The sequence below is a fragment of the Mycobacterium sp. OAS707 genome (genome assembly GCF_014873705.1).
Taxonomy (GTDB): domain Bacteria; phylum Actinomycetota; class Actinomycetes; order Mycobacteriales; family Mycobacteriaceae; genus Mycobacterium.
On sequence record NZ_JADBDS010000007.1, the window covers coordinates 51173 to 65317 of the forward strand.

At 66.4% G+C, this 14145-nt stretch carries 12 protein-coding genes; 8 read left to right on the forward strand and 4 right to left on the reverse strand.

Annotated features, from left to right (window positions below; all coding sequences use genetic code 11):
• Window positions 1-53: 53 nt before the first annotated feature.
• The 3 genes from GGC64_RS34205 to rpmF form a co-directional block, all read right to left on the reverse strand.
• Entirely contained in the window at window positions 54-1529 is a 1476-nt protein-coding gene (locus GGC64_RS34205) for a HAMP domain-containing sensor histidine kinase (RefSeq protein WP_192727071.1), read from the reverse strand.
• Complete coding sequence (locus GGC64_RS34210) at window positions 1529-2215, reverse strand: response regulator transcription factor (RefSeq protein ID WP_192727072.1); 687 nt, start codon at window positions 2213-2215, stop codon at window positions 1529-1531. The genes GGC64_RS34205 and GGC64_RS34210 overlap by 1 nt, the downstream gene beginning before the upstream one ends.
• A 61-nt stretch (window positions 2216-2276) precedes the next feature.
• Window positions 2277-2450: a 50S ribosomal protein L32 gene (gene rpmF, locus GGC64_RS34215; RefSeq protein WP_192727073.1), complete on the reverse strand. Its 174-nt coding sequence runs from the start codon at window positions 2448-2450 to the stop codon at window positions 2277-2279.
• Between the two features lie 208 nt (window positions 2451-2658).
• On the opposite strand from rpmF, the gene GGC64_RS34220 reads away from it, so the two are divergent.
• From GGC64_RS34220 to GGC64_RS34255, 8 genes are all read left to right on the forward strand, one after another.
• A complete protein-coding gene (locus GGC64_RS34220) occupies window positions 2659-4344 on the forward strand; it encodes an acyclic terpene utilization AtuA family protein (protein ID WP_192727128.1) in 1686 nt (561 codons plus the stop codon).
• Window positions 4341-5507, forward strand: a complete 1167-nt coding sequence (locus tag GGC64_RS34225; protein ID WP_192727074.1) for an acyl-CoA dehydrogenase family protein — start codon at window positions 4341-4343, stop codon at window positions 5505-5507. The genes GGC64_RS34220 and GGC64_RS34225 overlap by 4 nt, the downstream gene beginning before the upstream one ends.
• Window positions 5504-7099, forward strand: a complete 1596-nt coding sequence (locus tag GGC64_RS34230) for an acyl-CoA carboxylase subunit beta (RefSeq protein WP_192727075.1) — start codon at window positions 5504-5506, stop codon at window positions 7097-7099. Before GGC64_RS34225 ends, GGC64_RS34230 begins: the two co-directional genes overlap by 4 nt.
• A gap of 79 nt (window positions 7100-7178) precedes the next feature.
• Entirely contained in the window at window positions 7179-9116 is a 1938-nt protein-coding gene (locus tag GGC64_RS34235) for a biotin carboxylase N-terminal domain-containing protein (RefSeq protein WP_192727076.1), read from the forward strand.
• Window positions 9113-10273 (forward strand): acyl-CoA dehydrogenase family protein, encoded by a 1161-nt coding sequence (locus tag GGC64_RS34240; protein ID WP_192727077.1) that lies wholly within the window; start codon window positions 9113-9115, stop codon window positions 10271-10273. The genes GGC64_RS34235 and GGC64_RS34240 overlap by 4 nt, the downstream gene beginning before the upstream one ends.
• Window positions 10274-10286: 13 nt before the next feature.
• Window positions 10287-11054, forward strand: coding sequence for an enoyl-CoA hydratase family protein (locus tag GGC64_RS34245; protein ID WP_192727078.1), 768 nt, complete (start codon window positions 10287-10289; stop codon window positions 11052-11054).
• A 34-nt stretch (window positions 11055-11088) separates the two neighbouring features.
• Entirely contained in the window at window positions 11089-11850 is a 762-nt protein-coding gene (locus GGC64_RS34250; RefSeq protein WP_192727079.1) for an SDR family oxidoreductase, read from the forward strand.
• Window positions 11851-11945: 95 nt separating this feature from the next.
• On the forward strand, window positions 11946-12527 hold the full coding sequence (locus GGC64_RS34255) for a DUF1707 domain-containing protein (RefSeq protein WP_192727080.1): 582 nt from the start codon (window positions 11946-11948) through the stop codon (window positions 12525-12527).
• Here GGC64_RS34255 and GGC64_RS34260 read toward each other — a convergent pair.
• Complete coding sequence (locus tag GGC64_RS34260; protein ID WP_192727081.1) at window positions 12524-13903, reverse strand: hypothetical protein; 1380 nt, start codon at window positions 13901-13903, stop codon at window positions 12524-12526. The genes GGC64_RS34255 and GGC64_RS34260 overlap by 4 nt on opposite strands.
• Between the last annotated feature and the right edge of the window lie 242 nt (window positions 13904-14145).

The window sequence follows — 14145 nt, forward strand, 5'->3', positions numbered from 1 at the left end:
TAGAGAACTTTCGGGACATCCCCAGACTTTCCTCCCCGCCGCGCGTTCCCCGATCAAGCATTGTCGGCGCCGACCACCGGCTGGTCCACATCGGTGGGGTGTGTCGCAGGAAGCGGCCGGCCGGGCAGCACCACATGGATAGAGGTACCGGGTGGTTGCCCGCCTGGGACGGTGTCCTCGACCCGCAGCGTCCCACCATGTTTGACCATGACCTGTTTCACGATGGCCAGACCGAGGCCGGAGCCGGGCATCGCCCGGGCCGACGTCGAACGATAGAACCGCTCGAACACCAGCGCCCTCTCCTGCGGCGGGATACCGGGACCGAAGTCGAACACCACCAGCTCGGCGTGCGCGGGGTCGATCTGCGTCAGCCGGATGCCCACGCGTCCGCCCGGCGGACTCCATTTCGCGGCGTTGTCGAGCAGGTTGAGCACGGCGCGCTCCAGCACACCGCCGTCGCCGTACACCTGCCACCCGATCACTGAAGCGTCGAACTCAATATCGTTGCGGCGCCGACGAACTCGCTCAAGTGATCGGTCCACCACGTCGGCCATGTCGACGGGTTCGTGAATGACGCCGCCTGCCTCGTCGCGGGTCAGATCCACCAGATCGCCGACCAGCGTGGACAATTCCTCGATCTGGGCGATCACGTCGGCGCGCAGTTCGGCCATCTCGTCTTCGGGCAGCGGTGGGGCCCCGGGTGCCATCGCCGCCATCAGCAGCTCGACGTTGGTGCGCAGCGACGTCAACGGCGTGCGCAGCTCGTGGCCCGCGTCGGTGACCAGCCGGGCCTGGCGTTCGCGCGACTCGGCCAGTGCCCGCAGCATCATGTTGAAAGCCTCTGTGAGACGGGCGAGTTCGTCGCTGCCGAATACCGGAATGGGTCTCAGGTCGTCGGTGCGGGCCACCCGTTCGGCGGCTTCGGTCAGCCGCGCCACCGGTCGCAGCCCGGCGCGGGCCACGGCACCACCGGCCATTGCGGCGACCGCGACACCGAGACCGCCGACGATCAGTAGTACCGTGCCGAGGCGTTTGAGCACTTCGCTGGTCGGGGCAAGGCTCTTGGAGATCAGCAACGAGCTGCCGTTGGTCAGGTGCAGCGCCAGCACCCGCTGGTGGTTGACGGTGCGCAGCGACATCAGCAATTCGCCTTGCACCACATCCTTTTCCGGCTCGCCCAGCGGCAGCGTCTGGCCCTCCTGGTTGGCCGTGTAGATGGACCGGCCGGGGTTGACCAGCATCGCGTTGACGTCCGAGTAGGCGGTGCCTTCGATCGCCTTACCGGGATCGGCCGCCAGCGAACCACTTTCGATCAACAGCCGCGCGCGGCTGTGCAACTGGTTGTCGATGTCGTCGTAGAGCGCCCGCGATACCACCGCGTAGACGGCGACGGCCATCAGCACCACGACCATGGCCACCATCGACATGGCGAGCAGCATCACGCGCCAACGCAACGACAGGGAGCTGGCAGCGGCAAGCGGCGGCCGCGACGTTCTCCGCGGCCCGAACCCGGACTTCTGGGCTGACATCAGGGCGGTGTTTCACGCAACACATAACCCACCCCGCGCACGGTGTGGATCAGTCGCGGCTCTCCTTCGGCTTCGGTCTTGCGGCGTAGATATCCGACGTACACCTCGAGAGCATTGCCGGACGTCGGGAAGTCGAACCCCCACACTTCCTCGAGGATGCGACTGCGGGTGAGCACCCGCCGAGGATTGGCGATCAGCATTTCCAGGAGCGCGAACTCGGTGCGGGTCAGGCTGATCGGCCGGTCGCCGCGGGTGACCTCGCGGGTCACCGGGTCCAGCGACAGGTCGGAGAACGTCAGCGCAGGCGATTCGGCGCCGTCGTCGGGCGTCCTTCTCCGCAGCAGCGCGCGCATCCGCGCCAGCAGTTCTTCGAGTGCGAACGGCTTGGGCAGGTAGTCGTCGGCGCCGGCGTCCAGCCCGGCGACCCGCTCGGATACCGAGTCGCGGGCCGTCAGCACGAGGATCGGCAGGTCGTCGCCGGTGGAGCGAAGCTGACGGCATACCTCGAGGCCGTCCAGCCTCGGCATCATCACGTCGAGTACGAGGGCATCGGGCCGGTCGTTCGCGATCGCGTCGAGAGCTTCGCGGCCGTCCTGCGCCAGCTCGACCGAATATCCGTTGAACGATAGCGACCGGCGCAGGGATTCGCGCACAGCGCGATCGTCGTCAACGACAAGTATGCGCACAGCCACAGTGTCTATCGATCACCTGAGACTGTGCTGAGAGACGCGCCCCAGCGCGGCCGGGTCAGCGGCGGTCGAGATCGATGAGGCCGAGACGGGCGGCCTTCAGCAGGCGCCGCGGCACCTTGTGCTGCTGACCCGCGACGGTCACGTTCACCAGGTCGGTACGGGTGGCTTTCCACTGCGCGCGCCGGCTACGGGTGTTCGCGCGCGACATCCTGCGCTTGGGCACAGCCATGATCGAGCTCTCCTTTTATAAGGGGTCCTGAAATGCGCGCCACGCGTGGTCCGGCATCGCAATTGCCCTTCAGGATAGCCCGTGGCCTGCATAGGCTCCAAAACAAGGGACGACCTTGACGCGATACCGCCGGTAACCGCTAACCTACCGGTTGGTTGGGCGTGCTCGGCGGCGAAAGGAAGACTGCGTGGCTTCTGCTCCTGGTCCGGTGCGCATCGGCAACTGCTCGGGCTTCTACGGCGACCGGCTGGCGGCCATGCGGGAGATGCTCACAGGCGGTGAACTGGACTATCTGACCGGCGACTACCTGGCCGAGCTGACCATGCTGATCCTGGCCCGCGACCGCGCCCGCTCCCCCGAGCGCGGTTACGCCAAGACGTTCCTGAGGCAACTCGAGGACTGCCTCGGCCCGGCCCTCGACAAGGGCGTGCGAATCGTCGCCAACGCTGGCGGGCTGAACCCGGCGGGTCTGGCAGGCGCGGTGCGGACGCTGGCCGACCGGCTCGGCCTGACAGTGAACGTCGCGCATGTCGAGGGCGACGACCTCGTGGGGCGGTCTGAGGAGTTGGGTTTCGGTTCGGTCTTGGCGGCCAACGCCTACCTCGGTGCGTGGGGCATCGCCGAGTGCCTGCGCGGCGGCGCCGACGTGGTGGTGACCGGTCGCGTGACCGACGCATCGGTGATCGTCGGGCCGGCCGCGGCGCACTTCGGCTGGGAGCGGACGAACTACGACGCGCTGGCGGGTGCGGTGGCCGCGGGCCACGTCATCGAATGCGGTGCGCAGGCCACCGGCGGCAACTACGCCTTCTTCACCGAACTGGCCGACCTGACGCATCCCGGCTTCCCGCTCGCCGAGATCAGTGCCGACGGCTCGTCGGTGATCACCAAGCATCCCGGCACGGGCGGGGCCGTCACGGTCGGCACGGTCACCGCGCAGCTGCTGTACGAGATCGGCGGTGCGCGATACGCCAATCCCGACGTGACGCTGCGCGTCGACACCATCGAGCTGTCCGACGACGGACCCGACCGGGTGCGGATCAGCGGAGTCAAGGGTGAACCGCCGCCGCCGACCCTGAAAGTGTCGCTCAACAGCATCGGCGGATTCCGCAACGAAATGGCGCTGGTGCTCACGGGTTTGGACATCGAGGCCAAGGCCGAACTCGTACGCAGGCAACTGGAAACCAGCCTGACGGTCAAGCCCGCCGAGATGGAGTGGACACTGGCCCGCACCGACCACACCGACGCGGACACCGAGGAAGCCGCCAGCGCGCTGCTGCGCTGTGTTGTCCGCGATCCCGATCCGGCTACCGTCGGACGCCAATTCTCCTCGGCAGCAGTCGAACTCGCGCTCGCCAGTTATCCAGGGTTCACCAGCACATCACCGCCGGGCGACGGTCAGGTGTACGGCGTGTTCACGCCCGGCTATGTGGAGGCCGCCAAGGTGCCGCATGTCGCCGTACACGCCGACGGTTCCCGCGTCGACATCGCAACGGCGGCCCAGACGCTTGCGCTCGCACCGGTCCCGCCGTTCGCCCTACCCGAGCCATTGCCATTCGGCGAGACGCGGCGGGTGCCGCTCGGCGTGATCGCAGGCGCGCGCAGCGGCGACAAGGGCGGTTCCGCCAACGTCGGGCTGTGGGTCCGCGCCGAGGATCACTGGCGGTGGCTGGCACACACGCTGACCGTCGACAAGCTCCGCGAATTGCTGCCCGAGACAGCCGATTTAGCCGTCACTCGTCATCTGCTGCCGAACATGTGGGCCGTTAACTTCGTCATCGACGGCATCCTCGGCAAGGGTGTCGCGTATCAGGCGCGGTTCGACCCCCAGGCCAAGGGGCTCGGCGAGTGGCTGCGCAGCCGGCACATCGACATCCCCGAGGAGTTCTTGGCGTGAGCACAGACATCTGGCACACCCCCGAACGCGAGCAGTTGCGAAAAACGGTGCGCGCCTTCGCCGAACGTGAGGTGCTGCCACACGTCGACGAATGGGAGCGCAGTGGGCTACTGCCGCGCGACCTACACCGCAAGGCAGGCGAGGCGGGGTTGCTCGGCGCCGGCCTGCCCGAAGCGGTTGGCGGTGGTGGCGGCGACGGCGCCGATGCGGTGATCATCTGCGAGGAAATGCACTACGCCGGTTCGCCCGGCGGGGTGTTCGCTTCGCTGTTCACTTGCGGCATCGCGGTGCCACACATGATTGCCTCCGGAGATCAGCGGCTGATCGACACGTATGTGCGGCCGACGCTACGCGGAGAGAAGATCGGCAGCCTTGCCATCACCGAACCCGGCGGCGGCTCCGACGTCGGACACCTGACCACGCGGGCGGTTCGCGACGGCTCCGGAAATGGGGACTACATCGTCAACGGCGCCAAGACCTACATCACCTCCGGCGTGCGCGCAGATTATGTCGTGACGGCGGCGCGCACCGGCGGCCCTGGCGCCGCGGGTGTTTCGCTGATCGTCGTCGAGGCGGGCACACCAGGCTTCGAGGTCAGCCGCAAGCTCGACAAAATGGGTTGGCGGTCGTCGGATACGGCCGAGCTGACCTATACCGATGTCCGAGTGCCCGCCGCCAACCTGATCGGCAGCGAGAACTCCGGATTCGCACAGATCGCGGCGGCGTTCGTATCCGAGCGTGTCGGCCTTGCCGCACAAGCGTATTCGAGTGCACAGCGCTGTCTTGACCTCACCGTGGAGTGGTGTCGCAACAGGGAGACTTTCGGCAGGCCGCTGATCTCGCGTCAGCAAGTGCAGAACACGCTGGCCGAGATGGCAAGGCGCATCGACGTCGCGCGGGTCTACACGCACCACTTGGTCGAGCGGCAGTTGGCCGGCGAGACGGAAAACCTGATCCCGCACGTGTGCTTCGCGAAGAACACCGCCGTCGAGGCGGGCGAATGGGTCGCGAACCAGGCTGTGCAGCTGTTCGGCGGCATGGGCTACATGACCGAGTCCGAGGTCGAACGCCAGTACCGCGATATGCGGATCCTCGGCATCGGCGGCGGCACCACCGAAATCCTCACCGCACTTGCGGCCAAGACGTTGGGATTCCAGTCATGACCGCTCTCCGTTCGACGATCGACGCCGCGTCACCGGCCCATGCCGAGGCCGCGGCGGCGATGACCACCAAGCTCGCCGACATCGACGCCGAGCACACCAAGGCACTGGCCGGCGGCGGCGAGAAGTACGTCCAGCGTCATCACGAGCGCGGCAAGATGACCGCGCGCGAACGCATCGAGATGCTGCTCGACCCCGATTCGCCGTTCCTGGAACTGAGTCCGCTGGCCGCGTGGGGTACCGCCTTCAACGTCGGCGCCAGCATCGTGGTCGGCATCGGCGCGATCGAGGGCGTTGAATGCCTGGTCGTCGCCAACGACCCGACCGTCAAGGGCGGCACCAGCAACCCCTGGACGTTGAAGAAGATCCTGCGGGCCAACCAGATTGCAATGCAGAACCGGTTACCGGTGGTGTCACTGGTCGAATCCGGCGGCGCCGACCTGCCAACACAGAAGGAGATCTTCATCCCGGGCGGTCAGATGTTCCGCGATCTGACGCGGCTGTCCGCTGCGGGTATCCCGACCATCGCGCTGGTGTTCGGCAACTCGACAGCGGGTGGCGCCTACATCCCCGGCATGTCCGACCACGTCGTGATGATCAAGGAACGCTCGAAGGTGTTCCTCGCCGGACCCCCGCTGGTGAAGATGGCGACCGGCGAGGAGTCTGATGACGAATCGCTTGGCGGGGCCGAAATGCACGCCAGGACTTCGGGTCTGGCCGACTATTTCGCGGTCGACGAACTCGATGCCATCCGCATCGGGCGGCGCATCGTCGCCCGGCTCAACTGGCGTAAGCAGGGCCCCGCTCCCGGCCCGGTGACCGAGCCGCTGTTCGACGCCGAGGAACTGCTCGGCATCGTTCCCTCCGATCTGCGCATCCCGTTCGATCCTCGCGACGTCATCGCCCGCGTGGTGGACGGCTCGGGATTCGACGAGTTCAAGCCGCTGTACGGGTCGTCGCTGGTGACGGGGTGGGCGACGCTCTACGGCTATCCGATCGGCATCCTCGCCAACCACCGCGGCGTGCTGTTCAGTGAGGAGTCCCAAAAGGCCACCCAGTTCATCGAATTGGCCAACCGCTCCGACACACCACTGTTGTTCCTGCACAACACCACCGGCTACATGGTCGGCAAGCAGTACGAGGAAGGCGGGATGATCAAGCACGGCTCGATGATGATCAACGCCGTGTCGAATTCGACCGTCCCGCACATTTCGCTGCTGATCGGCGCCTCCTACGGCGCCGGCCACTACGGCATGTGCGGTCGCGCCTACGATCCACGTTTCCTGTTCGCCTGGCCGAGCGCGAAGTCCGCCGTGATGGGCGGCGCTCAGCTCGCCGGGGTGCTGTCGATCGTCAGCCGCGCCGCCGCCGAGGCCCGCGGCCAGCAAGTCGACGAGAACGCCGACGCGGCGATGCGCGCGGCGGTCGAAGGACAGATCGAGGCCGAATCGCTGCCCATGGTGCTGTCCGGGATGCTGTACGACGACGGCATCATCGATCCTCGCGATACCCGCACCGTGTTGGGAATGTGCTTGTCTGCCATCGCCAATGGCCCGATCAAGGGGACGTCGAACTTCGGCGTCTTCCGGATGTGAGCCCCATGAATCACGCGACTTGTGTGCGTTTGGGAGCGGTGAGCGCTCCTGAACGCACACAAATCACCGAGGGAAGCCGATGATCACACGAGTACTGGTCGCCAACCGCGGCGAGATCGCCAGGCGGGTGTTCGACACCTGCCGACGGCTCGGCATCGGCACCGTTGCGGTCTACACCGATCCCGACGCGGCGTCGCCACACGTCGCGGAGGCTGACGCCGCGGTGCGACTCGAGGGCCGCAACGGCTACCTGGATGCCGGGCAGCTGATCGCCGCGGCACGCGCCGCAGGGGCCGACGCCATCCATCCGGGATACGGATTCCTCTCGGAGAACGCCGAATTCGCTGCCGCCGTGATTGAAGCGGACCTGACGTGGATCGGCCCACCGGTGGCCGCGGTCGCCGCGATGGGCTCCAAGATCGAGGCCAAGAAAATGATGGCCGCGGCAGGCGTGCCGGTGCTCGACGAACTCGACCCCGAGACCGTCACCGCCGACCAGCTGCCTGTGCTCATCAAGGCGTCGGCAGGCGGTGGCGGCCGTGGCATGAGGGTGGTGCGCGAACTATCGGAGTTGGCGGGACAAGTGGAGGCTGCGCGCCGCGAGGCGCAGTCCGCGTTCGGCGATCCGACCGTGTTCTGCGAGCGCTACCTGGCCACCGGCCACCACGTCGAGGTCCAGGTGCTCGCCGATCAACACGGCACGGTGTGGGCGGTCGGCGAACGCGAATGCTCGATTCAACGCCGCCACCAGAAGATCATCGAAGAGGCGCCCTCGCCTCTGGTCGAACGCACACCCGCAATGCGCGCCAAGCTCTTCGACGCGGCCAGGCTGGCGGCCTCCGCGATCGGCTACACCGGTGCGGGAACCGTCGAGTTCATGGCCGACGACCGTGGAGACTTCTTCTTCCTCGAGATGAACACCAGGCTGCAGGTCGAGCACCCCGTCACCGAGGAGACCACCGGGCTCGACCTCGTCGAGTTGCAGCTGCAGGTCGCCGACGGCGGTCGGCTCGAACCGGAACCACCAGCGTCACAAGGGTATTCGATCGAGGCCCGGCTCTACGCCGAGGACCCGGCCAAGAATTGGCAGCCGCAGGCGGGTCCGGTACACCACTTCGCGGTGCCCGCGAACGTGCGTCTGGACACCGGCATCGTCGACGGGTCCGTCGTTTCGGTGTTCTATGACCCGATGATCGCCAAGGTCATCTCATGCGCCCCGAACCGCCGCCAGGCGGCGGGCGTGCTGGCCGACGCGCTGGCCCGCACCCGCATCCACGGGGTCCGCACCAACCGCGATCTGCTGGTGAATGTGCTGCGGCACCCGGCTTTCCTCGACGGCGCCACGGACACCGCGTTCTTCGACACCCACGGCCTTGCCGAATTGGCCGCGTCGCTGGCCGACGCCCGGGCTGTCGAACTCTCCGCGCTGGCCGCTGCGCTCGCCGATGCCGCGCAAAACCGCCAAGGCGCAAAGGTATTCACCGCAGCACCCAGTGGTTGGCGCAATCTCGCGTCGGGCTACCAGAACAAGTCCTACAGCGACAATGCCGGAAACACGCACGAGGTGCGGTACAGATTCACCCGCACCGGTGTGGAGTTGCCCTGCCATGACAACGTGGGCCTGGTCACCGCGCAGCCCGGCCGGGTGGTGCTCTGCGTCGACGGGGTGGACCGCGCGTTCGACGTGGCCCGCTACGGCGCCGACGTCTTCGTCGACTCACCTCTCGGCCCAGTGCAACTCGTTGCGCTGCCCCGCTTCCCGGATCCCGACGCCGCCGTTGCGCAGGGGTCATTGCTCGCGCCCATGCCGGGTTCGGTGCTGCGCATCGGTGCAGCGGTGGGCGACGCCGTCACGGCCGGCCAACCGCTGATCTGGCTCGAGGCGATGAAGATGGAGCACACGGTGACCGCCCCAAACGATGGCGTGCTCGCCGAACTCAATGTCGAGACCGGCCAGCAGGTCGAAGTCGGCGCCGTACTCGCCCGAGTGGACAACCCCCAAGGAGACGCACCATGACCGGCTTCATCGAAACCGAAGAGCAGCAGGCGCTGCGCAAGGCCGTCACCGCGATGGCCGCCAACTATGGCCAGGACTACTACCTGGAGAAGTCGCGCGCCGGGCTGCATACCGACGAATTGTGGTCCGAGGCAGGCAAACTCGGCTTCATCGGGGTCAACCTGCCCGAGGAGTACGGCGGCGGTGGCGCCGGCATGTACGAGCTCGCGCTGGTGATGGAGGAGATGTCGGGCGCGGGTTGTCCGCTGCTGATGATGGTGGTCTCCCCCGCCATCAACGGCACCATCATCGCCAAGTTCGGCACCGAGGACCAGAAAAAGCGGTGGCTGCCGGGGATTGCCGACGGCACGACCACGATGGCGTTCGCCATCACCGAACCCGACGCGGGCAGCAACAGCCACCGCATCACCACCACCGCCCGCCGCGACGGCAGCGACTGGATCCTGTCGGGCCAGAAGGTGTTCATCTCCGGCATCGACCAAGCCCAAGCCGTGCTGATCGTCGGGCGCACCGAGGACCACAAGACGGGCAACCTCAAGCCTGCGCTGTTCATCGTGCCCACCGACACCAAGGGGCTGTCCTGGACCAAGATCGACATGGAGTTGGTCACCCCGGAAAGCCAGTTCCAGGTGTTCCTCGATGAGGTCCGACTGCCGTCTGACGCGTTGGTCGGTTCCGAGGACGCCGCGATAGCGCAACTGTTCGCAGGGCTGAACCCGGAGCGAATCATGGGCGCGGCCAGCGCTGTCGGCATGGGCCGGTTCGCGATCAACAAGGCCGTCGACTACGTGAAAACCCGCCAGGTGTGGAAGACGCCGATCGGTGCGCACCAGGGTCTGTCGCACCCGTTGGCGCAGAACCACATTGAGATCGAACTCGCCAAGCTGATGATGCAGAAGGCAGCGTCGCTGTACGACGCAGGCGACGACGCGGGCGCGGCCGAGGCGGCGAACATGGCCAAGTACGCCGCGGGTGAGGCGTCGGTGCGCGCAGTCGACCAAGCCGTTCAGTCGCTGGGCGGCAACGGGCTGACCAAGGAATACGGCATCGCGGCGGCGGTGACCGCGTCGAAACTCGCGCGCATCGCTCCGGTCAGCCGTGAGATGGTTCTCAACTTCGTGGCGCAGACGTCGCTCGGCCTGCCCCGGTCTTACTAGGGGCTCAGCCACAATGGCAACACTCGTCCACTACGGCGTCGAGGGTCCGGTCGCCCGGATCACCCTCGACTCACCCGACAACCGCAACGCGTTGTCCACGAAGCTGGTCAACCAGCTGCATCAGGCCTTCACCGACGCCACCGAGGAGTCCGGCGTTCGGGCCGTGGTGCTCGGCCACACCGGCGGAACCTTCTGCGCAGGAGCAGATCTCGCTGAGGCCGCGGGGCGTGATCCCGGCGACGTCGCCGTCGACCGGGCCCGCGAACTGACGCAGCTGCTACGGCGAATTCTCAAGCTGCCGCTACCGGTGATCGCGGCTGTCGAAGGGCATGTGCGCGCGGGCGGGCTCGGCCTCGTCGGCGCGTGTGACATCGCGGTGGCGGGCCAGGCGAGCACGTTCGCGTTGACCGAGGCGCGCATCGGCGTTGCCCCATCGATCATTTCGCTGACGCTGTTGCCGAAGATGACCGCCAGGGCCGCGGGCCGCTACTTCCTCACCGGCGAGAAGTTCGGCGCGGCCGAAGCCGCCGAGATGGGCCTGATCACGATCGCCGCCGACGACGTCACCGCAACCGTGGCGTCGCTGACTGCGAACATCGGCAAGGGGTCGCCGCAGGGGCTCGCCGCCTCGAAAGCTCTGACGACATCGGCGATCCTGCAAGCGTTCGACCGTGATGCCGACGAACTGACCAAACAGTCGGCACGGCTGTTCGTCTCGGAAGAGGCACGCGAAGGCATGATGGCGTTTCTGCAGAAGCGGACACCCAACTGGGCAGACTGATGCCGGTGCCGCGCTATCAACCTAGCCTTGACCCATGAGCCGACAGGTACTCGTCACAGGCGCTACCGGCACGCTGGGCCGGAAGTTGGTCGGCGCAGCCACCGCTGCGGGCCATCAGGTGCGCGCGATGAGCCGTCGCAGCCACGTCGGGTATACCGGCGTGCATTGGTCACAGGGCGACCTGTTGACCAACACCGGCGTCGATGCCGCGGTCGACGGAGTGGACGTTGTGGTGCATTGCGCGACTCAGGGCACCGGCGACAAGGACGTCACGTCGACCGAGAACCTCATCACAGCGGCGCGCACGGCGGGCGTAACTCACATCATCTATGTGTCGATCGTCGGCATCGACCGAATTCCGCTGCCCTACTACAAAACCAAGCTGCGGGTCGAGCAGACACTCGAGGCATCGGGCGTGGGGCACAGCGTGATGCGTGCCACACAGTTCCACGATCTGGTCAACACGAGTTTCACGATCCAGCGGTTCGCCCCTTTGCTGAGCACGCTGAAGGGCGTGCGCTTCCAGCCGATCGACACGGGCGATGTCGCCACGCGACTCGTCGAGCTCATCGACTGCGAACCGGCAGGACGCGTCGCCGACGTCGGCGGCCCCGAGGTGCACACCCATGCCGCGCTCGCGCGCCTGTACCTGGCAGCCCGCGGCGGGCGTCGACCGGTCGTGGAAATTCCGGTTCCCGGCCGCATCGCCGCCGGTTACCGCTCGGGGGCGAATTTGGCGCCCGATAACCCGATCGGCACCGTCGGCTTCGCCGACTACCTGTCCCGAACCGAATAAAAGTTCGCCCATCTAGCTGATTCGCCGGCGTAGCGCAGAGCACAGTTTGGCCAACGCCCTTGCATGCGTCAGCGTTCGTCGTAGGCTCGTCATTGATGAGCACTCCAGCGTCGCGGAACGGCTCGATGCGTGCTGCCGACACCGATCGTATTCAGGTGGCGCAGTTGCTCACCGATGCCGCTGCCCAGGGCCGGCTTCAGCTGAGCGAGTACGAGGACCGCCTGACCAGGGCGTATGCCGCACAGACGTACGACGAACTCGACCGGATCAGCGGCGATCTGCCCGGCGCCGTGACCAGGGCGCGCGGCGGCGGCCCCTGCCGTCCTGCGCCCTCAACGCTGCTGTTGGCGATCATGAGCGGCTTCGAACGTCGCGGCCGCTGGAACGTGCCGAAGCGCATGACGACGTTCGCGCTGTGGGGCGGCGGCGTCGTGGATTTGCGGTACGCCGACTTCACCTCACCCGAGGTGGAGATCCACTCGTACTCGATCATGGGCGGGCAGACAATCCTGGTGCCGCCAGAGGTGAACGTCGACATTCGCGGCGCAGGCGTGATGGGCACGTTCGAACAGAGCGTCACCGGCGAGGGTTCACCGGGCGCGCCATGCGTGCGAATTCGCGGTTTTTCGCTGTGGGGCAGCGTCGCGGTAAAGCGCAAGAAGCGCAAACCGGTCTAGCCCTCCCCGGTTCCTTCCTTCGTGCTCTCGGCCTTGGCCGAATCCGTCCCACCGCGCAGTTTGTGAATGAAGTCGCGGAAACCCTTGATGGTCTTGGCCAAGCTGCCGCCGCCCCCGCCGTTTTCGAGCAGCAGCGGATCGACCTCAGCCTTGTTGCCGGACTTGACTGCTTCTGTCACGTCGTCGGCCTTGCCGTCTCCTCCCTTGGCGGCGGGCGGGTCGACTGCGGGAGTCGCCGCGGGTGCGGGATCGGACGTCGCGGCCGCAGGAGCCGCGGGCGCGGGATCCGCTGTGCCCGACGGGGCGGCGGGTGCCGAATCCGTCACGGCTGCAACGGGTTTCGAATCCGGCGTATCGTTGGTCACCGTCGCGGCAGTGTGCAGTGTCAGCGTGGGTGCGTCCGTGACGACCGGATCGCTTGCCTTCGGTAGATCGGCAGCGGTAGCCGAGGGGCCGCTGGCCGCCGCCAGGAACGTCTTGGCCGAGGGGGCGACAGGAGCAGGAGGAGGCGTCGGCTCCGTGATGTCACCCATGAGCGCATCGATGATGAAGTGGGTCAGGCCTACGACGCCGCTAGGACTACCGGGGTTGCCGACGGGCGGATAGCCCACGAAGAACGAATTCACGGCGCCCGACGGGACCGAACCCTCGCCGAAGACTGCATTGGTGATGCCAAGCAGCACCGCCCCGACCACCGCTGGCGCGCCGCCCGCGAAGAATGCCTGGGTCAGCGCGTTACTCGGCAACAGCGCTTGCACGACGGCGGGCAACCCACCGTTCAGAAAGAACGCGTTGACCAAGCCTTCTGCGGCTGAGTTGTCAGGGAGAGCGGCATTGATCAACAGCCTCGTCGGCTCCGGAATCCCCGGGTATTCAAAACCGCTGTCCGGGTTGCCATTGAAGAAGCCGTTGATCAAGTCGGCTTCGAACGAATCGGGGTTCCCGTTGGCGATCAGGATCTGCCGCACCACGTCCGGAAGGCCGCCGTCCAAGAAGAACCCATTGATCAAGTCCGCTTCGAAGGAGTCGGGGTTTCCGTTGGCGATCAGGATCTGCCGTATCGGGTCGGGAATCCCGGGGTATTCGAAGCTACTGTTCGGGTTGCCGTCGAAAAACCCATTGATCAACGCGGCCTCAAACGACATTGGATCGCCGTTGGCGATGAGGATCGTCTGCAGCACGGCCGGAAGCCCGCCGTCGAAGAATGCGTTGATCGTGTCGACGCCAGGCTGGTAGCCGCCCGCTATCGCCAGCAGCAGTTGTTGGGTCACGCCAGGGACGCCGGTGGCGAAGAATGCGTCGATGAGGTCGTGCGCAGAAAGTCGGAGCGCGACATCCGCGTATACGTCCTTTGGGACTTGCGCGGAGATAGTCACGTCAGGCGGTGTCGGAGCGGGTGTGATTGCCGGTAGTGCAGCAACGAGAACCCCGGTGCTCACGAGAGCAATTCCAGCTGAGGCATAAGGCCGAATTGTCATTTGACGCCCCCCACGGGATAGGCCGACACAGACAATCGCAACCTACGCCTTAATTAACGCGGTCGTCAGTCCTTTTCTGTAAACGCGCTGAAAACTCTCCGCTGCAACCAGAACCCGACCATTCTCTTGGCTTATTAACT